At 45.7% G+C, this 23,702-nt stretch carries 17 protein-coding genes; 1 reads left to right on the plus strand and 16 read right to left on the minus strand.

Translation table 11 applies throughout. From position 1 onward, the window contains the following. Window positions 1–50: 50 nt before the first annotated feature. The 5 genes from carB to secA all read right to left on the minus strand — a co-directional run bounded on the left by carB (window position 51) and on the right by secA (window position 9,125). Window positions 51–3,284 (minus strand): carbamoyl-phosphate synthase large subunit, encoded by a 3,234-nt coding sequence (gene carB, locus R7P72_RS16690; protein ID WP_005381854.1) that lies wholly within the window; start codon window positions 3,282–3,284, stop codon window positions 51–53. A 16-nt stretch (window positions 3,285–3,300) separates the two neighbouring features. Further along, window positions 3,301–4,440, minus strand: a complete 1,140-nt coding sequence (gene carA, locus R7P72_RS16695) for a glutamine-hydrolyzing carbamoyl-phosphate synthase small subunit (protein WP_017821483.1) — start codon at window positions 4,438–4,440, stop codon at window positions 3,301–3,303. A gap of 481 nt (window positions 4,441–4,921) precedes the next feature. Further along, the gene (gene dapB, locus R7P72_RS16700) at window positions 4,922–5,731 is read right to left on the minus strand and encodes a 4-hydroxy-tetrahydrodipicolinate reductase (RefSeq protein WP_005381860.1); all 810 of its coding nucleotides are present in this window, start codon (window positions 5,729–5,731) and stop codon (window positions 4,922–4,924) included. A 110-nt stretch (window positions 5,732–5,841) separates the two neighbouring features. Next, window positions 5,842–6,240, minus strand: coding sequence for an 8-oxo-dGTP diphosphatase MutT (mutT, locus tag R7P72_RS16705; protein WP_005381867.1), 399 nt, complete (start codon window positions 6,238–6,240; stop codon window positions 5,842–5,844). Between the two features lie 155 nt (window positions 6,241–6,395). Beyond that, a complete protein-coding gene (secA, locus tag R7P72_RS16710; protein WP_005381868.1) occupies window positions 6,396–9,125 on the minus strand; it encodes a preprotein translocase subunit SecA in 2,730 nt (909 codons plus the stop codon). 407 nt (window positions 9,126–9,532) lie between these two features. On the opposite strand from secA, the gene R7P72_RS16715 reads away from it, so the two are divergent. Further along, window positions 9,533–9,991 carry a DUF721 domain-containing protein gene (locus R7P72_RS16715; RefSeq protein WP_005381869.1) on the plus strand — a complete coding sequence of 153 codons (459 nt, stop codon included), beginning with the start codon at window positions 9,533–9,535 and terminating at the stop codon, window positions 9,989–9,991. 114 nt (window positions 9,992–10,105) lie between these two features. On the opposite strand, the gene lpxC is transcribed toward R7P72_RS16715, so the two are convergent. From lpxC to murE, 11 genes are all read right to left on the minus strand, one after another. Continuing rightward, window positions 10,106–11,023, minus strand: a complete 918-nt coding sequence (gene lpxC, locus R7P72_RS16720) for a UDP-3-O-acyl-N-acetylglucosamine deacetylase (protein ID WP_005381871.1) — start codon at window positions 11,021–11,023, stop codon at window positions 10,106–10,108. A 101-nt stretch (window positions 11,024–11,124) separates the two neighbouring features. Beyond that, window positions 11,125–12,363 (minus strand): cell division protein FtsZ, encoded by a 1,239-nt coding sequence (ftsZ, locus tag R7P72_RS16725; RefSeq protein ID WP_017633617.1) that lies wholly within the window; start codon window positions 12,361–12,363, stop codon window positions 11,125–11,127. Between the two features lie 30 nt (window positions 12,364–12,393). Continuing rightward, window positions 12,394–13,656 carry a cell division protein FtsA gene (gene ftsA, locus R7P72_RS16730; RefSeq protein ID WP_005372946.1) on the minus strand — a complete coding sequence of 421 codons (1,263 nt, stop codon included), beginning with the start codon at window positions 13,654–13,656 and terminating at the stop codon, window positions 12,394–12,396. Beyond that, window positions 13,649–14,431, minus strand: a complete 783-nt coding sequence (locus R7P72_RS16735; RefSeq protein ID WP_213907306.1) for a cell division protein FtsQ/DivIB — start codon at window positions 14,429–14,431, stop codon at window positions 13,649–13,651. Before R7P72_RS16735 ends, ftsA begins: the two co-directional genes overlap by 8 nt. A 192-nt stretch (window positions 14,432–14,623) precedes the next feature. Continuing rightward, window positions 14,624–16,081, minus strand: a complete 1,458-nt coding sequence (gene murC, locus R7P72_RS16740; protein ID WP_005372944.1) for a UDP-N-acetylmuramate--L-alanine ligase — start codon at window positions 16,079–16,081, stop codon at window positions 14,624–14,626. 23 nt (window positions 16,082–16,104) lie between these two features. Continuing rightward, on the minus strand, window positions 16,105–17,172 hold the full coding sequence (gene murG / locus R7P72_RS16745; protein WP_005372941.1) for an undecaprenyldiphospho-muramoylpentapeptide beta-N-acetylglucosaminyltransferase: 1,068 nt from the start codon (window positions 17,170–17,172) through the stop codon (window positions 16,105–16,107). Further along, complete coding sequence (ftsW, locus tag R7P72_RS16750; RefSeq protein ID WP_005372933.1) at window positions 17,159–18,355, minus strand: cell division protein FtsW; 1,197 nt, start codon at window positions 18,353–18,355, stop codon at window positions 17,159–17,161. Before ftsW ends, murG begins: the two co-directional genes overlap by 14 nt. Before the next feature lie 18 nt (window positions 18,356–18,373). Next, entirely contained in the window at window positions 18,374–19,687 is a 1,314-nt protein-coding gene (murD, locus tag R7P72_RS16755; protein ID WP_005372932.1) for a UDP-N-acetylmuramoyl-L-alanine--D-glutamate ligase, read from the minus strand. 39 nt (window positions 19,688–19,726) lie between these two features. Continuing rightward, window positions 19,727–20,809, minus strand: coding sequence for a phospho-N-acetylmuramoyl-pentapeptide-transferase (gene mraY, locus R7P72_RS16760; RefSeq protein WP_005372931.1), 1,083 nt, complete (start codon window positions 20,807–20,809; stop codon window positions 19,727–19,729). After that, window positions 20,809–22,173 (minus strand): UDP-N-acetylmuramoyl-tripeptide--D-alanyl-D-alanine ligase, encoded by a 1,365-nt coding sequence (locus R7P72_RS16765; protein ID WP_005372928.1) that lies wholly within the window; start codon window positions 22,171–22,173, stop codon window positions 20,809–20,811. The genes mraY and R7P72_RS16765 overlap by 1 nt, the downstream gene beginning before the upstream one ends. Continuing rightward, window positions 22,170–23,651, minus strand: a complete 1,482-nt coding sequence (gene murE / locus R7P72_RS16770; RefSeq protein WP_005372924.1) for a UDP-N-acetylmuramoyl-L-alanyl-D-glutamate--2,6-diaminopimelate ligase — start codon at window positions 23,649–23,651, stop codon at window positions 22,170–22,172. The genes R7P72_RS16765 and murE overlap by 4 nt, the downstream gene beginning before the upstream one ends. Window positions 23,652–23,702: the final 51 nt, after the last annotated feature.

The raw sequence follows: 23,702 nt of genomic DNA on the forward strand, positions 1-23,702 counted from the left end.
ATGAGGTTGTCATGTAAGCCCTGATTAATGAGCTTACTGATTTTTATCTGTTACGCGTCTAGACTCGCTTTCACTTTAGCGTGTAACTCTTGAACCGAAGTTACTGACGCTTTTGCGTCTGCAGTATGAGACATACATGTTGCGAACGCTGCATTCAGTGTCGTTGTGTAGTTCACTTTTTCTGCCAGTGCACCACGTCGTAGAACTTTCGAATCTTCAATCGCTTGACGACCAGCAGCCGTGTTTACGATGTAGGTGTATTCGTTGTTCTTGATGCGGTCAAGAATGTGTGGACGACCTTCGTGTACTTTGTTTACCAAACGTGGGTTAATACCCGCTTCGCCCAGAATTACAGCAGTACCGTGTGTCGCATCCAACTGGTAACCCAGTTTCACTAACTTAGAAGCTAGGTCAACAACACGCTCTTTATCACCTTCACGTACAGACAGTAGCGCACGACCACCTTCAGGATAAACCGCACCACAACCTAGCTCTGCTTTCGCGTAAGCTTCTGCGAACGTTGCACCCACACCCATTACTTCACCTGTTGAGCGCATTTCAGGGCCCAATAGAGGGTCAACCCCAGGGAATTTGTTGAACGGCAGAACCACTTCTTTCACTGAGTAGTAAGGAGGGATAATCTCTTTAGTAAAGCCTTGTGACTCTAGAGATTGACCCGCCATTACACGTGCAGCGATTTTCGCTAGAGGAGCGCCTGTCGCTTTCGATACGAATGGTACCGTACGAGCAGCACGAGGGTTCACTTCAATTAGATAAACGTCGTTATCTTTCACAGCAAACTGCGTGTTCATCAAACCGCGTACACCGAGTTCGAATGCTAACTTCTCAACTTGCTCACGCATCTTGTCTTGAATTTCCTGACTTAGCGTGTATGCAGGCAGTGAACATGCAGAGTCACCAGAGTGAACACCCGCTTGTTCGATGTGCTCCATGATACCGCCGATAACGACGCGTTCACCGTCACAGATAGCATCAATATCAACTTCGGTTGCATCATCCAAGAAACGGTCTAGCAGAACTGGAGACTCGTTCGATACGCTTACTGCTTCGTTGAAGTAGCGACGCAGGTCTTGCTCGTCGTATACGATTTCCATCGCACGACCACCGAGTACATAAGATGGACGAACAACTAATGGGAAGCCAATTTCTTTCGATTTCTCAACCGCTTGCTCCATCGTTGTTACTGTCGCGTTTTCTGGCTGAAGTAGACCTAAACGGTCAACAGCGGCTTGGAAGCGTTCGCGGTCTTCCGCACGGTCGATAGCATCTGGGCTAGTACCAATGATTGGCACACCAGCCGCTTCTAGAGCACGAGCCAGTTTAAGTGGCGTTTGACCACCGTACTGAACAATCACACCTTTTGGTTTTTCAACGCGAGCGATAGACAGTACATCTTCCAGAGTTACTGGCTCGAAGTACAGACGATCAGACGTATCGTAGTCAGTAGATACCGTTTCTGGGTTACAGTTAACCATAATGGTTTCGTAACCGTCTTCACGCAGCGCAAGTGATGCATGAACACAACAGTAATCGAATTCGATACCTTGGCCGATACGGTTTGGACCGCCACCAAGAACCATGATCTTATCTTTGTCTGTTGGGTTTGCTTCACATTCTTCATCGTAAGATGAGTACATGTAAGCCGTGTCAGAAGAAAACTCTGCTGCACATGTATCCACACGTTTGTAAACCGGATGAATATCAAACTGCTCACGAGCACGGCGAATTTCACTTTCAGCGACACCAAGCAATTTAGACAAGCGAGCATCAGAGAAGCCTTTGCGTTTCATCTGACGAAGCACTTCTTTGGTCAAACCTGCGTAGCCGCCCGCCTTGACTTGTTCTTCGAGTTTTACAATTTCTTCGATTTGAACCAGGAACCAGCGGTCGATTTGAGTCAAGTTGAACACACCGTCGACTGACATACCCGCTCGGAATGCATCGGCGATGTACCAGATACGCTCTGCACCTGCTTCTTTAAGTTCGTGACGAATCTTAGTCAGTGCATCTGGCGCTTCCAGATCGACCATCTCATCAAAACCAGTTGCGCCAACTTCTAGGCCACGCAGTGCTTTGTGAAGAGATTCTTGTTGGTTACGACCAATCGCCATTACCTCACCAACCGATTTCATCTGAGTTGTCAGACGATCGTTTGCACCAGCAAATTTCTCGAAGTTAAAGCGAGGGATCTTAGTTACGACGTAGTCGATAGTTGGTTCAAATGACGCAGGTGTTGCACCACCTGTGATGTCGTTTTGTAGTTCGTCTAGCGTAAAGCCAACAGCCAGTTTCGCGGCAATTTTCGCAATTGGGAAGCCTGTTGCTTTTGATGCTAGCGCAGAAGAGCGAGATACACGCGGGTTCATCTCGATGATGACCATACGACCATCTTTCGGGTTGATACCAAACTGTACGTTTGAACCACCTGTTTCAACACCGATTTCACGCAGAACAGCTAGCGATGCATTACGCATAAGCTGGTATTCTTTGTCAGTCAGTGTTTGTGCTGGAGCAACCGTGATTGAGTCACCCGTATGGATGCCCATTGGGTCAAAGTTCTCGATTGAACATACGATGATACAGTTGTCCGCTTTGTCACGAACGACTTCCATTTCGTACTCTTTCCAACCGATTAGCGACTCATCGATAAGAAGTTCGTTGGTCGGAGATAAGTCCAGACCACGACGACAGATTTCTTCGAACTCTTCTTTGTTGTACGCGATACCACCACCAGTGCCACCCATGGTGAACGATGGACGGATGATACAAGGGAAGCCAACCATATCTAAAACTTTGTAAGCTTCTTCCATGCTCTTCGCTGTATCTGCGCGAGGACACTCAAGGCCGATAGACTTCATCGCTTTATCAAAACGAGAACGGTCTTCCGCTTTGTCGATTGCATCAGCCGTTGCACCAATCATCTCTACGCCAAACTCTGCGAGAACGCCGTGCTTCTCTAAATCTAACGCACAGTTAAGTGCTGTCTGACCACCCATAGTTGGCAGAACTGCATCAGGACGTTCTTTCTCGATGATCTTGCGTACAACTTCCCACTGAATCGGCTCGATGTAAGTCGCATCTGCCATCTCTGGGTCAGTCATGATGGTTGCTGGGTTAGAGTTAACCAGGATAACTCGGTAACCTTCTTCGCGAAGAGCTTTACACGCTTGTGCGCCAGAGTAGTCAAACTCACATGCCTGACCGATAACAATCGGACCAGCACCAAGAATTAGAATACTTTGAATGTCAGTACGTTTTGGCATTATCTACTACTCCGAATTAAGCGCTGTGTTTTTTGATTAGTTCGATAAAGTGGTCAAATAGCGGTGCCGCGTCATGTGGACCAGGGCTCGCTTCTGGGTGACCTTGGAAGCTAAATGCTGGCTTGTCTGTGCGGTGGATACCTTGCAAAGAGCCATCAAATAGCGATACGTGAGTAGCACGTAAGTTTTCCGGTAATGTTGCTTCATCTGCCGCAAAGCCGTGGTTTTGCGAAGTGATCATCACAACGTTACGCTCTAAATCTTTTACTGGGTGGTTTGCACCGTGGTGACCAAACTTCATTTTCACCGTTTGAGCACCTGATGCTAGCGCCAGAATTTGGTGACCTAGACAAATACCAAAAATTGGCAGGCCTTTTTCTAGGAACACTTTGGTTGCTTCAATCGCGTAAGTACATGGTTCTGGGTCACCAGGGCCGTTCGATAAGAATACGCCATCTGGATTTAGTGCCAGAACTTCTTCCGCTGACGTTTCTGCAGGTACAACCGTTAAGCGGCAGCCGCGGTCAACCAACATTCGTAAGATGTTGCGTTTTGCGCCAAAGTCGTAAGCGACAACGTGGTATGGCAGCTCGCTGTCATCTTTCGCCTCTGGAAGTCCACCTTCAAGCGTCCACGAACCTTGCTTCCATTGATACGCTTCTTTTGTTGTAACTTCTTTCGCAAGGTCCATTCCTTTTAAGCCTGGGAATTCTTTTGCTTTCGCTAGTGCCAAAGCTTCGTCTAGGTTGTTGCCCGCAACAATACAGCCGTTTTGAGCACCTTTTTCACGCAGGATACGAGTGAGCTTACGAGTATCGATATCAGCGATGCCAACGATATTTTGAGACTTAAGATAATCAGAGAGGGATTGTTCGTTACGGAAGTTAGAAGCGATTAGAGGAAGATCGCGAATCACAAGGCCTTGTGCATGAATGGAAGAGGATTCTTCATCTTCGGAAGTGGTTCCGGTATTGCCAATATGAGGATAAGTGAGAGTGACGATTTGCTGAGAATAGGAAGGATCAGTGAGGATTTCTTGATACCCCGTCATCGAGGTATTAAAAACGACTTCACCAACGGAAAGACCATCTGCCCCTATGGACACTCCGCGGAACACTGTCCCATCTTCTAGGACCAACAGTGCTAATTTACCCAAGACAACCTCCAGAATAAAAATGCAAAAAAAATAAATCAAACTGCAAACATGCCTTCCTTTACCTATAAAATCTACATAAATAGGTATTTCAGACAAATTGGCGGTATTCTAAAGTTGGACTCGAAACCTGTCAACCTACAATCAAAAATAAATGATTAATTTCTAGCGAGTAAGGTCATTTTGAATCAGTAAGGCCCAAAAAGATAACTTTTACATGCTATTACATAGAGAGGCATAGAGGTTTAATGAATTTTACAAATTTGAACTTTTTAGAGATCACAAAAAAGTATGAGTTTTTCACGCAAACGTTCACCCAACAAAAAAGACATTAGTTTTTAGACATCAAAACCCAAAACACCCACAAAACAACCAAAACAACAACAAAAGTAAGCACCAAAATACTTTCTGTTAGAATCATTTCATTTACAACTAATTCTATAGATATAAAAAAGCCGGCTACCGCCGGCGAATAATTATGTATTTAGAGTTCATTCAATCCCAAAACATCTGTCATGGTATAAAAGCCCGCTGGTTTGGCACTCAACCAAACAGCGGCCTTGACGGCGCCATTAGCAAACGTCATGCGATCGGTCGCTTTGTGCGTTATCTCCACTCGTTCCCCGATATCAGCAAACATGGCTGTGTGCTCACCGACAATATCGCCAGCGCGAATTGTAGCAAAGCCGATCTCATCTTTAGTACGTTCACCTGTGATACCTTCTCGCGCATAGACAGCTACATCATTCAGCTTGTTGCCCATCGCACCAGCAATGGCTTCGCCCATCCCGATAGCGGTACCAGAAGGAGCATCAACTTTATGACGATGATGTGCTTCGACAATCTCAACATCACAGTAGTCGCCCATCACTTTGGCTGCTTTCTCAAGAAGCTTAAATACTAGGTTCACACCAACAGAGTAGTTAGGAGCCATGACAACAGGCACTTGCTTAGCGGCTTCGTCAATCAGTTCACGCTCTGCATCACTGAAACCAGTCGTCCCAATCACAATACTCTTTCCATGCTTCTTACACAGTTCAAGATTCGCCAACGTACTTACTGGGGCAGTAAAATCGATGATTACATCAAAATTATCGACGTCTTTAGCAAGATCATCCGTTAAGAACACATCGAATTTGCCTTCACCACAAAGTTCACCGATATCGACACCGACAAGTGAGGACTCAGGTCGTTCTGATCCCGCGCTCACTGTCGCCTCTGGGTTAAGGTGTGAAGCTTTAACCAAATTACGGCCCATTCGGCCTGCTGCTCCTGCGATTGCAATACGAACCATTGCGCTTTCTCTCCTTCTCTGGATAACGAGGTTTGCTCTCGTTCTCTCGTTTCGCTTAATCTGTTTAAACTAACAACATACCGTGGTTACCACAAGCAAGTTCATCAGGCTTAAGCGAACTCTTTTACGACACGCACCAAGATAGGCACGTTCGCTTCAGGAAAGGCATAGTTACCCAATTCTCTTATCTCAACCCAGCGACCTTCTTGACCTTCTCGGCCGTAAGGCTCATTACTGAACTTAGATACCGTAATAAAATCAAACTTAAGTGATTTGTCTGGATAGTCATATTCCAAATGCTCGAAAAGGGCTTGCTCAGTAACTTCAATTCCTACCTCTTCTTCAAGTTCTCTTGCTAGAGCATGTTCAATACTTTCTCCTGACTCGACTTTCCCGCCGGGAAACTCCCAAAACCCGCCTTTATGCTTGTCGTCTGGACGCTTTGTAATAAAAATTTTTGATTTGTCTTGGTTAAAAATAATAGCCGCGACTATGTGAATTCTTTTCATAGGGGTTCCTAACTCTCAAGCCGTTACACTTCAACGGTCTTTGAATCTCTAAAACTATCCGATGCTATCAAAACTTATGAAATTCGACAGCCACAGAATTTGCTTAAAAAAAGAGCCGCCTAGGCGACTCTTTAAAAAATTATCTGACTAATACGTTAGTCGATTTTGCCGTGGCACTGTTTATACTTCTTACCACTACCACAAGGGCAAGGCTCATTGCGACCTACTTTGCGTTCATCACGTACCATTGGCTGACTTGAACCTTCTTCAGATTCTTCACCTTCAGAAAGAGGGTTTTGTGCTGCTGCGTGTTGCGCTTGAGCACGACGAGCGGCCTCTTCAGCTTGCGCACGACGTTGCTCTTCCATACGTTCAACTTCTTCTTGTTGCTGAACTCGAACGCGAGATAGAACAGTAATCACATCAGTTTTCAGCGCTTCTAGTAGACCTTCAAACAGTTCAAACGATTCACGCTTGTATTCCTGTTTCGGGTTCTTCTGCGCATAGCCGCGTAAGTGAATACCCTGACGCAAGTGATCCATTGCTGCCAAGTGCTCTTTCCAAAGCGTATCCAGAGTTTGAAGCATAACCGATTTCTCGAAGTTACGAAGCACTTGCGCACCCACCACTTCCTCTTTCTCTTTGTACACTTCAACGGCTAGATTGATGATCTTCTCGCGTAGCGCCTCTTCGTAAAGCTTATCGTCTTCTTCAAGCCATTGCTTCACTGGCGCATCAAGATCGAAGTCTGCTTTCAAGCGCTCTTGCAGACCTTCAACGTCCCACATATCTTCTAGTGATTGTGGCGGGATGTACTCATCAATAACCGCGGTTAGCACATCTTCACGGTTTTGCTCGATCATACCGCTGATGTCTTCAACGTTCATCAATTCGTCGCGCAGCTCGTAGACAACCTTACGCTGATCGTTCGCCACATCATCGTATTCTAGTAGCTGCTTACGGATATCAAAGTTACGACCTTCCACTTTGCGCTGTGCTTTTTCAATTGAGCGAGAAAGCATTTTCGATTCAATAGCTTCACCTTCTTCCATACCACTTTGAATAAGGCTCGCCATACGATCAGAAGTGAAAATACGTAACAAAGAGTCTTCCATAGATAGGTAGAAGCGCGATGAACCCGCATCACCTTGACGACCAGAACGACCACGTAGCTGGTTATCAATACGGCGAGATTCGTGGCGCTCAGTACCAATGATGTGTAGACCACCAGCATCTAGTACTTGATCATGTACCACTTTCCACTCTGCTTTAATCGCATCGATTTGTTCTTGAGTTGGGTTCTCCAAAGCTTCCACTTTTGATTGCCAACTACCGCCAAGCACAATATCCGTACCACGACCGGCCATGTTGGTCGCGATAGTTACCGCACCCGGCATACCCGCTTCAGCAACAATTTCCGCTTCCTTCTCATGGAATTTCGCATTCAATACGTTGTGTTTGATCTTCGCTTTCTTCAAGGCGTTGGAGAGTAGTTCTGATTTTTCAATCGATACGGTACCAACCAATGTTGGCTGACCTTTCGCAACGCGCTCTTTGATATCTTCAATGATTGCAGCAAACTTCTCAGCTTCGGTACGGTACACCACATCCGGCATATCGTTACGAATCATTGGTTTGTTGGTTGGGATAACCACCGTTTCCAAGCCATAAATAGATTGGAACTCAAACGCTTCAGTATCCGCAGTACCTGTCATACCAGACAGTTTTTCGTATAAGCGGAAGTAGTTCTGGAAGGTAATCGAAGCCAAAGTTTGGTTTTCGTTTTGAATCTTAACGCCTTCTTTCGCTTCTACTGCTTGGTGAAGACCTTCAGACCAACGACGACCTGGCATTGTACGACCAGTATGTTCATCAACAATTACTACTTCACCTTCGTCAGTAACGATGTAATCAACGTTGCGCTCAAACAACACATGAGCACGCAAAGCGGCATTCACGTGATGCAACATGCTGATGTTAGTCGGTGAGTAAAGTGTGTCACCCTCTTCCATAAGACCATTTTTCACCAACAGTTCTTCAACGTACTCTTGGCCCGTTTCTGTGAGGTATACTTGCTTTGATTTCTCATCAACAGTGTAGTGACCATCACCACGATATTCTTCAGAGTCTTCTTTGTCTTGCTTTTTAAGATGCGGGATCAAAAGGTTGATTCGGGTGTATAGCTCAGAGCTATCTTCAGCAGGACCAGAAATGATTAAAGGGGTACGAGCTTCATCAATTAGGATTGAGTCCACCTCATCGACAACTGCAAAGAAGCGTTCACGTTGTACGCGATCTTCGCTACGGAAAGCCATATTGTCACGAAGGTAGTCAAAACCAAATTCATTGTTCGTTCCGTACAAGATGTCAGCTTGGTACGCTTCTTTTTTCTCTTGAGGAGGCATGTTTGGCACGTTTACGCCAACAGTCATACCTAAAAATTCAAATAGAGGGCGGTTTGTCTCTGCATCACGTTTAGCTAGATAATCGTTCACTGTTACAATATGAACGCCTTTACCAGCTAGGGCATTTAGGTAAGCAGGGAGCGTTGCCGTCAGCGTTTTACCTTCACCCGTACGCATTTCAGCGATTTGACCCGCATTTAGAACCATACCACCGATAAGCTGGACGTCGAAGTGGCGCATACCGTAGACACGCTTAGATGCTTCACGAACCGTAGCAAAAGCTTCTGGAAGTAGTTTATCAAGAGTTTCACCCTTCTCTAGGCGCTCACGGAATTCAACCGTCTTTGCTTTTAACTCTTCGTCACTTAGAGCTTCGAATGTTGGCTCAAAGTTATTAATTTCTTTTACAATTTTTCTAAGGCGGCGCAGTGTTCGGTCGTTGCGACTGCCAATCACTTTTGTCAGTAGCTTAGTTATCATTTTTCGTGAATCTCTCTTTATTCAGACCGTTCCCGATCTACTCATAATGCCTTCAGTCTCTGCCAGTTTGGAACTAAGAATACTGAGATAAATCATTTATCAAAGATATTGAGTTCAAACATCCATATTTCAAGGCTAAGTTTTGAAACAATGTGGCTTAGTGTAAGGATTTTTAATCGATACAACCATAAATAGACGTATTTGTTTGAAGCACTCTGAAGTTTTTACTTAAAGTGGTGACTGATTAGCCGATATTGCATACCGCAATATGTGTAATCCATCCAGAGCAAACTTTGCTTTTTACCTTGCTACATTGTAAAACTGAAGCTAAAGACGTTAATGTAAACTATACCTTGATAGAAAGCTGCTCTAGAATAGCTATATCTCAACAAAATTAGATTTTACCTATGCGTGATCACCGTCCAACCTCGACTGAAGATGTTATTGCTGAGTCACAGTTCAAGCAGATTCAAGAACATGCTGGAGAAATCTTACAGCTTAACCAAGCTTTGCAAGAGGTCTTACCCATGGGGACGGCCGATCATTGCCGAGTAGCGAATGTTCGTAACGGCCATCTATTGATCGATGTCTCCAGTGCCGCGATCAAAATGAAGATCGATTACGATCGCCTCATGATCCTAAATAAACTTCGTACTCAAGGCTTTGCCAAGCTGATGAGCGTTGAAGTGAGGATCAATCCTTCACTATATAGAAACCGCTTTCAACAAGACGACAGACCTAAGCGTCCACCACTAACAGAATCTGCAGCAAAGTCATTAATGACGATTGCCGACATGGCGCCACCTAAAATTCAAGAGCGTTTAAAACGATTAGCCGATATGGCAGAAAAGGAAGATCGTAAGTGAACGTTATTTCAATATGCTGAAAGCTTGAATGTTATTGATAAATCCAGGATTAAAGCCAAATAGCAAAAAACCAGGCATAAGCCTGGTTTTTTAATTAATTCTAATGCCAAGTATTTACGCAAGCACCATATTTGGTTCTGCGAATGCTACTGGTGAGCCGACTTCTTCTTCGAATGTAGTCCACTCCCACGCTTCCTGATCTGCAAGAACAGCACGTAACAGTTGGTTATTTAAACCGTGGCCAGATTTAAAGGCACGGAATTCACCAATGATTGGGTGGCCACACATGTAAAGGTCACCAATCGCATCCAACACTTTGTGAGTCACAAACTCATTTTCAAAGCGTAGACCTTCTTCATTAAGAATACGGTAATCATCCAAAACGATAGCATTGTCAAAACTACCACCCAAAACTAGGTTTTGAGATTGTAGATATTCGATATCACGCATAAAGCCAAACGTACGTGCTCGAGAAATCTCACGAACAAAGCCTTTTGACGAGAAATCAAACAGCAAACGTTGCTCGTCTGATTCAATCGCTGGGTGATTAAACTCAATTTCGAAGTCCATACGGAAGCCGTTAAATGGTACAAATTCTGCCCATTTATCACCATCTTCAAAACGAACTGGCTTTTTGATACGGATGAAGCGTTTTGGCGCATTTTGCGTTTCGATACCTGCTTGTTGTAGCAAGTATACAAATGGGCTTGCACTACCATCCATGATCGGAATTTCAGGTGCGTCTACTTCGACAACAATGTTATCGATGCCCATACCAGCAAGTGCCGCATTCAAGTGCTCAACAGTTGAAATACGCACACCTTCATCGTTTACCAATGCAGTACAAAGCATGGTGTCACGAACCGAAGCTGGATCAGCTGGAAAATCTACAGGTGGATTTACATCTGTACGACGGTAAATGATACCTGTATTTGCAGCAGCCGGGCGCAGAGTAAGTGTGACTTTACGACCAGAGTGGAGACCCACACCAGTTGTTTTCACTATTTCTTTCAGAGTACGTTGTCTGATCATCTGCTTGCCTCTCAAAAATTTGCTACAAAACACGGCCGTCTGTAACGTCGACCGTGAATGCTACCATAATTTTGAGCCATGTCAAATTTATGGGTTAAAGATTAATCAGCCTGACGACGCAAAAATGCCGGTATATCTAAATAACCACTTTCCTTTTCTTGCTTTGGAGCCGCAGAACTTTGGCTCGACGAAGCTGGAGAAGAAGGAGCAGTGTTTGTCGGCTGAGGAGTTACCTGTGGTTTCTCTTGCACTTGATTATTTTGCAAGGTCTGTGCCGGTTTTTCTTCAGCTTGCGTTGCCGCTGCTTGTTGCTGTGGTTGAGCTTGCGGCGTCGGTGCCACTTTAGCTTTACCACCCGCAACTAGCGTGATATCTGGCTTTTTCTCATTACCAATACCTGTCGCTACAACTGTTACGCGAATTTCGTCAGTCATATCAGGGTCTAGAGAAGTACCGATAACAACAGTCGCATTGTCAGAAGCGAATGCCTTCACTGTATTACCAACCGTCTCAAACTCGTCAAGACGCATATCCAGACCAGCAGTAATATTGACAAGAACACCACGAGCGCCCGCTAGATCGATGTCTTCCAGAAGTGGGCTAGAAATTGCCATTTCAGCCGCTTCTTCAGCACGGTCTTCACCTTTGGCGATGCCGCTACCCATCATTGCGTGACCCATTTCAGACATTACAGTTCTTACGTCCGCAAAGTCGACGTTGATCATGCCAGGGCGAGTAATTAGCTCAGCAATACCTTGAACGGCATTCTTAAGAACATCGTTAGCGCTTGCAAAAGCTTCTAGTAGTGTTACACCACGACCAAGTACTTTAAGTAGCTTTTCGTTTGGAATCGTGATCAAAGAGTCAACATGCTTAGATAGCTCATCGATACCTTGCTCAGCAAATGCCAAACGCTTTTTACCTTCAAAACTAAACGGTTTAGTTACTACCGCTACTGTTAGAATGCCAAGCTCTTTAGCCACTTCAGCAATAACAGGCGCTGCACCAGTACCGGTACCGCCACCCATACCAGCTGCGATAAACACCATATCGGCGCCAGTCAGGGAATCTTTAATTCGATCTCTGTCTTCGAGAGCTGCGTCACGGCCAACCTGTGGATTAGCACCTGCACCCAGACCTTTAGTGATATCACCACCGATCTGAATAACATTGCCAACGCTTGTCTTACGAAGTGCTTGCGCATCAGTGTTGACGCTGATGAATTCCACACCTTCGATGGATTCACGCACCATGTGTTCAACGGCGTTACCACCGCCGCCACCAACCCCAACGACCTTGATTACTGCATCGTCAGACATTTCCATCATCGGTTCAAACATGTGTTGTCTCCGTTTATCCTGCAACTCAGGTTAAAACTCTTTTTGTATCCAGTTACGCAATTTATCGAAAAAGCCAGTTACAGATGAGCGTTTAGGTTCATTATAATCGCTATCGTCGCTAGACTGCATGTCTCTTGCGTAATGAAGTAATCCAACTGCCGTAGAATGGTACGGCTCTTTTACATAGTCAGTTAATCCGCTGACTTCGAGCGGTTTGCCGACCCTTACTTGATTGCGGAATACGCGTTCCGCACATTCTACCACTCCGTCCATTTGCGCAGCACCGCCGGTGAGTACAACTCCCGCAGCCAGATGGTGCTTGATACCCTCTTCGCGCAATTTTGCTTGTACAGAGTCGATAGTTTGGTTAACCAGTCCCATAAGCTCAGAGTAGCGTGGCTCAATCACTTCTGACAACGTTTGACGTTGCAGGCTACGTGATGGTCGTCCACCTACGCTTGGTACATTAACCGTGTCATCCTTACTGACCAGTTCACTCAAAGCACAGCCATATTTGACTTTTATTTCTTCAGCATCGCTCACTGGCGTGCCAAAAGCAAAAGCAATATCACTGGTTACAGCATTTCCTGCGTACGAAAATACTTCTGTGTGACGTAACGCACCGCCAGTCCAGATGGCCACATCCATCGTGCCGGCGCCAATATCAACCACACAAACTCCAAGCTCTCTTTCATCCTCGGTGATTACTGCATTACTAGCAGCAAGCCCAGAAAATACGAGTTGTTCTACTTTAAGGCCGCAGCGTTCTACCGCCTTAATAATGTTGCGTGCCATGTCATTATGGCATGAGATAAGGTGGACACTCACTTCCATTCTTACCCCAGATAAACCAAGCGGATTTTTGATTCCTTCTTGGTAATCAATGGTGAACTCTTGCGGGATCACATGAAGAATTCGCTGTTCATCACCGATTTTAATCGATTTTGCGGTATGGATAGCGCGATCCATGTCTTCTTGAGACACCTCTTCATCAGAAATCGTGCCCATACCTTTTTCAATTCGGCTTGCGATATGCTTACCAGACAACGAAATGAAGACTCGGCTGATCTGGCACTCTGCCATTAATTCAGCTTGATCAATTGCACGTTGTACTGATTTTACAACCGACTCCAAATCATTCACGCCACCTTTATCCATGCCGCGTGAGGGGCTACTACCTGCGCCAATAATATTAATTTGACCGTCTGGTAAAACCTCACCCACTAGAGCCGATACGGTTGCAGTGCCTATATCAAGACCAACAATAATGTTGTCATCAGCGGCCTTAGTCATCTGTACTCTCTTCTAACTCTTGTTCAGGAAACCAACCAACTGCGGCTCCTGTATCGTACCTAAGATCGATATAACTGATTCTTTGCGTGTCACTGCCAAGCTTGTTATAGAGCTTAAAAAAGCGCTCTATACGCTCAAGAAGAGACTCTTTACCGAGCTCTAATCGAATACCGTTATCAAGGATGATTTGCCAAGCTCGTCGCTCGTTTAATACCAGAGACGATATCGCTAAACCCAATTGCTGAAACTTAGGACTCAAATCACGGTAAGTCTGTAAGACTTCCGGTCCGCTATCTTTGGGTCCGTACAGCTTCACTTTTTCTTCTTGCAACAGAGCAACATCTCCATCAAAAACGAACCCGTTTTTATCTAACAGTTCGTTGCCATTCCAAATGGCTTCTGGTTGATGCTCCGTCAAAAAAACTTTTACTGTATCCGGCCACTGCTTTCGGATTGCAGCATGCGCTACCCATGGCAGAGCTTCGACACTTTGCTGTAATACATCAATATCCTGGGACATAAATGTACCGATGTGATCAATTCGACTAAATGCAGCCTGCACATCGTAAGCTTGGACATACTCCAGTTTCCCCTGAAGTACTATTTTGGAGAGAGGTAACCTTTGGTCATCCCACATCCAACTGATCGCCGCGTACAAAACAGAACAAATTAAAGTCACAACCACAACGAAAAATAACGCACCCAAGATTTTTTCTTGGCGACCACGGTTGTTACCCGTGTTTGGTCGCTCGTCATTCAGTGCAATATTCAACAACGTCTTCGTTTCCTGACTTTTGTCGTGTACTTTTTACCCATATAATTACGCAGAGGTAAAAGTCTTGACTTTAACCTTGGGATTATACTGAGCTCTTGTAAACTATCAAACACTGATAGCAATAAATCACAATGATATTGACGCAAAATCGAGATCTGAGTCTTTATCTGTCCTTCGCATCAACAATATGTGTCAGCCAAGCATCGTGTTTATATTCAATTTAAGACCTGCCAGCTGTTTCGCCACTTTACCAATATCACCCGCACCTTGCGTTAAGATTAGGTCGCCGTCTTGTATAACGTTAGCTAAAACTGAAGGTAATTGCTCGATTTCTGGAACAAAAATCGGATCTACCTTGCCTCGGCTGCGAATTGTGCGACATAAAGCGCGCCCATCAGCACCTGCAATCGGCTTTTCACCCGCTGCGTAAACATCCAGCATGATCAATACATCCACCTGTTCAAGCACATTCGCGAAATCATCGTATAAATCACGAGTACGGCTATAACGGTGCGGTTGGAAAATCATCACCAAACGCTTGTCTTGCCACCCACTGCGTGCTGCATTAATGGTTACATCCACTTCTGTTGGATGATGGCCGTAATCATCAACAAGCATTGCATGGCCGTTGCCAGTATCAAACTCGCCAAGGTGATCAAAACGTCTTCCCGTACCTTGAGTACCAGCCATTGCCTTTAGGATCGCATCGTCTTCAATATCATCTTCAGTAGCAACCGCAATCGCAGCAGACGCATTCAATGCATTGTGACGACCTGGAATATTCAGCGTGATATCTAAGTTAGCTCGCCCTTTACGTACTACCGTAAATTTGCCTTGCTGTCCCTCTTGACGATAATCTTCAATACGTACGTCGGCATCTTCAGAAAAACCGTAAGTTATCACTTGACGACTAATACGTGGGATTAACTCTCGAACCACAGGATCGTCAATGCAAACAATTGCTTGGCCGTAAAACGGTAGATTATGAAGGAAATCGATGAAGGTTTGCTTTAAGGTTTCAAAGTCACCACCATAGGTATCCATATGATCGGCTTCGATATTGGTAACAATGCTCACCATTGGTTGCAAGTGCAGGAATGACGCGTCACTTTCATCTGCCTCTGCAATTAGAATACGACTCGAGCCTAGACGCGCATTTGTACCTGCGCTTTTCACCAAACCGCCATTCACAAACGTTGGATCAAGACCGGCTTCAGAATAGATTTGAGTAACAAGAGCGGTCGTCGTGGTTTTACCGTGTGTACCCGCAACGGCAATACCGTGACGGAATCGCATCAATTCAGCCAACATCTCTGCGCGGCGTACAATAGGGATGCGTAATTCACGTGCCGCCATCACTTCTGGGTTTTCTTCGTTGATCGCCGTTGACACAACAACCACACTGGCTTTTTCTACATTACTGGCTTGATGACCAATAAATACCGTCGCACCTTTTGATACCAAACGCTCTGTCACAGCGTTCTCTGATAGATCAGAACCTGTGATTTGGTAGCCTTCGTTCAACAGCACTTCTGCAATGCCGCTCATGCCCGCACCACCAATACCGATGAAGTGGATGGATTTCACGCGGCGCATCTCTGGCACCATTGCGCGAATCTGAGCTAAGTCTTGTGTATGTTGGATTGTCATCAATTCTATTCTCAATAATTCGGTTAACGCTTTTCGGTCAAAGCGACAATGGCTTGTGCGACAACTCGGTCAGCATTCAATTTTGCAGCGCCACGCGCTTGCTCAGCCATTGTAAGTAAAGCTTGGCGATCCAATTGTTGGATCTGCTGAGTCAGAGACTCAACGGTTAAATCTGGTTGTTCAATCATTTTCGCCGCGCCGCAATCCACCAAGTGGTCAGCATTAAGTGCTTGCTGGCGGTCTTTGTGCATGAATGGAACAAAAATAGCGCCTACACCTGCCGCCGAGACTTCAGAAACGGTTAACGCTCCAGAGCGACAAACTAAAAGGTCAGCCCATGCGTAAGCCTCTGCAACGTCATCAATGAATTCCATTACTTCTGCATTTACCACACCATTAGCTTGGTATGCTGCATTCACTTCTTCGGCGGAACCTTTACCCGCTTGATGACGAATACAGTAATCTTCGCCCAATTTCGACATCACTTCTGGCAGAGTTTGGTTAAGAATACGTGCGCCTTGGCTGCCACCCATCACCAAAATGCGAATTGGACCTTGGCGCTCTTGCATGCGCTCAGTTGGCGCTGCTAATTGAGTCACGTCCTCACGAACTGGGTTCCCAACCACTTCGGCATTTGGAAAAGCGCCTGGGAAAGCCTGAAAAACCTTCTTAGCGATTTTCGATAACCATTGGTTCGTTAAACCTGCTACTGCATTTTGTTCATGCAGAACAACAGGAATACCACTCATCCAAGCGGCAATACCACCCGGGCCGCTAACATAACCGCCCATACCAAGCACTGCGTCTGGCTGCCAGCGTTTCATGTGAGCACGAGCCTGCATAATGGCATTGATAATTTGAAATGGTGCTGCAAGAAGACGTTTAACGCCTTGACCTCGTAACCCTTTCACTTTGATAAAGTCGATTTCAATGCCATGTTTTGGCACCAAATCCGCTTCCATTCGATCCGCCGTACCTAACCAACGGATCTCCCAACCTTGTTCTTGAAGCTGTTTTGCTACCGCCAAACCTGGGAATACGTGACCGCCAGTACCACCAGCCATCACCATCAAACGTTTATTTTGTTTCATTAGCTTGTTGTTCTGATTGTTGTTGCTCGCGTTTCAAGCGGCATTCGTAATCGATACGCAGTAGTATGGACACTGCGACGGACATAATTATTAGACTAGAACCACCATAACTGATGAGTGGAAGTGTTAAACCTTTAGTTGGAACAATACCGGCGGCAGCTCCAACATTAACCAAGGTTTGAAACGCAAACCAAATACCAATTCCGAAAGCCAGATAACCTCCGAACATTTCGCCTTCTTCAAATGCACGCTTGCCGATGTAAACCGCTTTTAGCACCAAGCTAAAAATCAGCATTAAGACCAGCACTACGCCTACGAAACCAAGCTCTTCAGCAAGTACGGCAAACACAAAGTCGGTGTGCGCTTCCGGTAGATATTCCAGTTTTTGAATTGAATTACCGAGACCTTGTCCGAACCATTCACCACGACCAAACGCCATCAAAGACTGAGTCAACTGATAGCCACTGCCAAATGGATCTTCCCACGGGTCAAGGAAGGAGGTTACTCGTCGCATACGGTATGGCTCGACGAGAATCAAACCTACCACAGCGCCGATACCTGCCACCATCAAGGCGAGAAACTGGGTTAGTTTTGCACCTGCGATAAAAAGCATGCCAAACAGCGTGACCAGCATCACGACGACCGTCCCCAAGTCTGGCTGACCAAGTAGTAATACTGCAAAGAAGGCAAACACCATGATTGGCTTCATAAAGCCACCAAAGAACGTTTGTCGTACTTCGTCTTGCTTTCGAACTAAGTAACCAGACATGAAGATAAACAGCGATAGCTTCGCGACTTCCGCTGGCTGAAGGTTAAACAGCCCAAGGGGAATCCAACGAGACGCACCATTAACCGACTTACCCGCCAAGAGCACGATGATCAACAGTGCGAAAGAAGCCCAAAGTAAGTAATGGCTCTTCTTAAACCACTCTTGCAAAGGCACTTGCAAAATAACAGCGGAGGTCCCTAACGCCAGCACGAGAAACGTCGCATGACGAAACATAAAGTGGAACGGCTGTTCCGTTAATCGAGAGCTGATTGGAAATGATGCAGAGGTTACCATGACCAAACCAGTCAACATCAAACCCAGTGCAATCCACACTAACTGACGATCAAACATCGCCTCTGGGGCTGGATGCTTGAGCCAATTGCCAATACTGCGTTTAACGTTACCTAAACCCACGAAGTGTGTAACCTTTAATTATGCATATTTCTGAGCAAGAGCAGCGAAAGCATCACCTCTTGCCATAAAGTTGTCGAATTGATCAAAGCTAGCACATGCAGGAGACAGCATCACCATATCACCTGGTTTTAACTGCGAAGATACTTGTTGAATCACATCTTCCATAGTGTCGAAACGTATTGCAGATTCATGCAGTGGCATAAATTCATCGCCATCAGCGCCAAAGCAACACAGTTGCAAGTTAAGCGTCGCGAAGATCGGTTTTAATGGCGAGAAGTCAGCACCTTTGCCAACACCACCAACGAGTAAGTAGAGCTTGCCTGTCGATTCCAAACCAGATAGCGCAGCCATAGTGCTGGCAATATTAGTTGCTTTAGAGTCATTCACCCATTTGACGCCTTGATTATCCGCAACCACCTGGCATCGGTGTGTCAGTCCCGTGTAATTTTTAAGTGTATTCAATGCTTTGTGATAGTTTACGTCCGCAGCTTTTAATAGCGCTAAAGCAACCAGAGCGTTAGATAAGTTGTGCTTACCAACCAACTTAAGCTCATCACTTGCGACAACTCGTTGACCGTGATCGAGCAGCCAAGTACGGTTGCCATCCACCTCGAGACCAAAGTCCTGATTGTCGCTGCCAAATGTCACCAATGGCATCTCTGCGTCTGGGAAGGTTTCTTGATCATCACGGTTCACGACTGCAAGAGCAGCATGGTTAAAAATACGCAACTTAGCTTGTCGATAGTCAGACATGCCTTGATAACGATCCATATGATCTTCAGAAAGATTCAGAAACGCAGCGGCTTTGAGCTTTAAGCTTGACGTCGTTTCTAACTGGAAGCTCGAGAGTTCGAGTACATATAGGTCTGCGTCTTGTTCTAACAAATCCAGAGCAGGCACACCGATGTTACCACCAACGCCAACATCCAAACCTGCAGCGTTAGCCATCACACCTGTGAGGTCGGTTACTGTGCTCTTACCGTTTGAGCCCGTAATCGCAATCACCGGTTTCTGCACCGCCCAAGCGAATAACTCGATATCACCTACTACTGCCGTACCTTTTGCTAATACGGCTTGGATCTCTGGTGTCGCTAGCGCAATACCAGGGTTGGTCACGATAAGATCTGCGTCAGAAAGCCAGTCTGTATTCCAACCACCACTATGCAGTTGAACATCTTCCGGCAAGCGCTCTGCACCCGGAGGGTTTACGCGAGTATCAATGACTTTGACCACAAGCTGTGGCTGATTTTTTCTTAGGTGTTTAACGACAGAGAGCCCGGTAATACCGAGCCCTACGACGACAACACTATGTATGTTTTGCCAACGTTCCATATTTGATCACACTGTAAATCTTGTTCTTGGAAAGTGCGATTAACGCACTTTCAATGTCGCAAGACCAATCAGAACAAGAACCATAGAAATAATCCAGAAACGCACGATTACGCGAGGTTCTGGCCAACCTTTCAATTCGTAGTGGTGGTGAATCGGTGCCATACGAAAAATGCGCTGACCACGCAGTTTGTATGAACCCACCTGTAGAATTACCGACAGCGTTTCCATCACAAACACACCGCCCATGATCACCAACACCAACTCTTGACGAACGAGAACAGCAATAGTGCCTAACGCGCCGCCAAGCGCTAGTGAGCCGACATCACCCATGAACACTTGTGCTGGATACGTGTTAAACCACAAGAAACCAAGGCCTGCACCGACGATTGCTGTACATACGACAACCAACTCAGAAGCATGTGGTAAGTATGGAATATGAAGGTATTCAGAGAAGTTAACGTTACCGGTCGCCCATGCAATAACCGCGAAGCCTGCTGCAACAAGAACCGTTGGCATGATTGCCAAACCGTCTAGACCATCAGTCAGGTTAACCGCGTTACTTGTACCTACAATGACAAAGTAAGTCAGAATGATATACATCAAACCAAGCTGCGGCATGATGTCTTTAAAGAATGGCACCACTAGCTGAGTTGCTGCTGTGTCTTTACCGTAAGCATACAATGCGAAAGCGACGACAAACGCGATCAACGACTGCCAGAAGTACTTCCAACGCGCGATCAAGCCATCGGTATTTTTGCGTACCACTTTACGATAATCATCAACAAATCCGACCGCACCGTAGCCAAGTAAGACTGTCAGTACCGCCCATACGTAAGGGTTGGATAAGTCTGTCCATAGCAAAATCGTGATTGAGATGGCCGCTAAGATCATGATACCGCCCATTGTTGGGGTACCACGCTTACTAAAGTGAGATTCAGGACCTTCGTTACGCACTACCTGACCAATTTGCAGCATTTGCAAACGCTTGATCATGATTGGTCCCATCCATAATGACAGACCTAGAGCGGTTAATACGCTTAGGATTGCTCGAAAAGACAAGTATTCAAACAATCGGAAAAAAGACAGGTATGGCTGTAGCAGCTCGGCAAGCCAAATAATCATTAATAATACTCCTTCAAAGCAGCAGCGACTTCAAACATACGTGCACCATTCGCTCCTTTCACCAATATCGTATGGTTTTCAGGAACGGCTTGGTCTAGATGCTGCTTGATGTATTCAATCATCTCTTGGTGCGTCTCAAAATGAATGCCTTGGCAAAGATCACTGATCACCTTGGCGTCTGCACCATATGTGAGAACATGTTCAAATTTTTGTGGGGCAGCATGTTCCCCGACTTGACGATGAAGTGCAAGACTTTCCTCGCCCAATTCCGCCATATTACCTAAAATCAGCCAGCGTTGACCTGGAAAAGCGGCCAATAAATCAACTGCCGCTTTCATGGCTGGCACGCTCGCGTTGTAGCTGTCGTCAATCAATTTTATCTTTTCGCTCAGCGCTTCAACCTCGACGCGACCTTTCACTTTGTTCAAATGTTTAAGGCCAGCGCGAACCTCTTCTAATGTGGCGCCCATTTGTAACGCAATAATAGAAGCAGCGATCGCATTCGCAACGTTGTGTTGACCTATAATACCCAGAGACAGTTCAATTTCTTGTGAGCTTGCTGCGATATGTAAGTCAAAGCTTGCTTCACCTGCGGCGTTCAATACGATGTTAGAAGCGAAGAAGTCTGCATCAGTATTACTTTGTGAAAAAGTAATGACTTTCTTATCTGCTAACACTTCATCCCACTTGGCTTCACCATTGCTGTCTAGGTTAACAATCGCAATACCACCAGCTGAAAGGCCTTGGTAGATTTCACCTTTGGCTTGTTTCACGCCATCGATAGAACCAAAGCCTTCAAGGTGAGCGGCGGCTACATTGTTCACTAACGCGATATCTGGTTTTACTAACTGAGTCGTGTAAGCAATTTCACCTATATGATTAGCACCAAGCTCAATCACGGCATAATCATCATCCTGCTGTGAGCGCAATAATGTCAACGGAACACCAATATCATTATTGAAGTTACCCGCCGTGAATAACACTTTGCCTTTCAATTGCAGGATACTCGCAACCATTTCTTTTACGGTCGTTTTACCGCAACTTCCGGTGATGGCAACGGTAGGTGTTTTGCATGCTTGATGCACCCAAGAAGCAAACTCACCCAATGCAAGTTTGGTATCCGACACCACAATTTGCGGCACATTCACATCTAAGCGTTTTTCTACGAGTAAAGCACCGGCACCTGCATCTACCGCTTGTTGGCAAAAGTTGTGCGCATCAAAGCGCTCCCCAACTAACGCGACGAATAAAGCCCCACGCTCAATCGTTCGTGTATCAGTAGAAACCGCGTCGATAAGTAGCTCGTCGCCGAATCGCTCACCACGAGTGATGTCTGCAATTTGAGATAACGTTACTTTGATCATGAGGTCAATCCTAAAAGTTGCATTGCGGACTCGCGGTCGGAGTAATGAATCGTTTCGCCATTACGAATCTGATAATCTTCATGGCCCTTTCCAGCTAACAAGATAATGTCGTTTGGCGAAGCATTTTCAATGGCATAAGACAGCGCTTTGAAGCGGTCATGCTGAACAATCGCTTCAGCAGGTTTTGACAGCCCAGCTAACATATCTTTCACAATCTGAACCGGATCTTCGCTGCGTGGGTTATCGTCAGTCAACACCACTCTGTCGCCCAGACGCTCTGCAATTTCCGCCATCATTGGACGCTTACCTGCATCGCGATCGCCACCGCAGCCAAAAATAGCCCACAGCTGGCCTTCACAATGAACTCGTAAAGCTTGCAGCGCTTTTTCTAAAGCATCAGGAGTATGAGCATAATCGACCACGACTTTGGCACGATCCTCAGTTTGGAATAACTCCATTCGGCCGAGTACAGGTTGCAGTTGACCTGCGGTTTCGAGTAACGCTTGTTTCTCTATACCTAAGCTTAATAAGGTCGCAAAAGCGAGCATTAAGTTGGTTGCATTAAACTCACCAATCAAAGGCGCGTGCAATTCACCTGAGCCAAATTTACCATCGAACTTAATAGTAATCCCTGACTCCGCGTAACTAACTTCCGTCGCCCAAATTGCGCTTTCAAATTCAGTGTTCGGCTTGAGCGAAATAGCGATCGCATTACTTAACTGCGACGCCCATTGATGACCTACTTCATCATCAACATTGATAATGGCACGTTTACATTGGTGTTGCGTGAACAACCCAAGCTTTGCATTGGCATACTCTTCCATCGTGCCATGATAATCAAGATGGTCACGACTTAAGTTAGTAAACACGCCCGCCGCAAATGATAGTGCTTTGACACGACCTTGCGTCAGGCCATGGGAAGATACTTCTAGCGCGGTATATGTGGCTTGTTGATTTGCGAGAGAGGAGAGCGTTTTCTGAATTTCAACGGCATTCCCCGTTGTATTCGCAGCTTGTTGCAAGTTATTGAGGAAGCCATTTCCTGTTGTTCCCATTACCGCCGCTTTATCGTCAAGCAGTTCTAGCCATTGCGCTATTAACTGGGTAATGGTGGTTTTGCCGTTGGTGCCGGTGACACCAATCAAATCCATATCAGGGTAAGCATAGAGCTTTCCAGCAATTGCGGATAAACGTTGGTCCAACCTATCAATGTAAATGACGGGAACATCATCAATGATTTCCACCGTACCATGTGTTTTGACATCGCAGGCTTGCGCCAGGGCTGCATTTGCACCTTGCTCAATTGCAGAGGCAATGAATTTACGCCCATCCACAACATGGCCAATCACTGCTACAAACGTGGTTCCAGGTTGAACTCTTCGGCTGTCGAGCTCCAATTCAGAAACAAGAACGGACGATAAGCTAGGGCAATCCACCCAAGGGGAAAGCAGCACGTCCATACTGATGGCTTTAGTCATATTTGTTCTCCGAGCTTTGGCTCAGGTTTTCTTAATTTTGTTTGCTCAGTA

Source organism: Vibrio sp. Vb0888 (assembly GCF_033338835.1).
In the GTDB taxonomy this organism is placed as follows: Bacteria; Pseudomonadota; Gammaproteobacteria; order Enterobacterales; family Vibrionaceae; genus Vibrio; species Vibrio alginolyticus.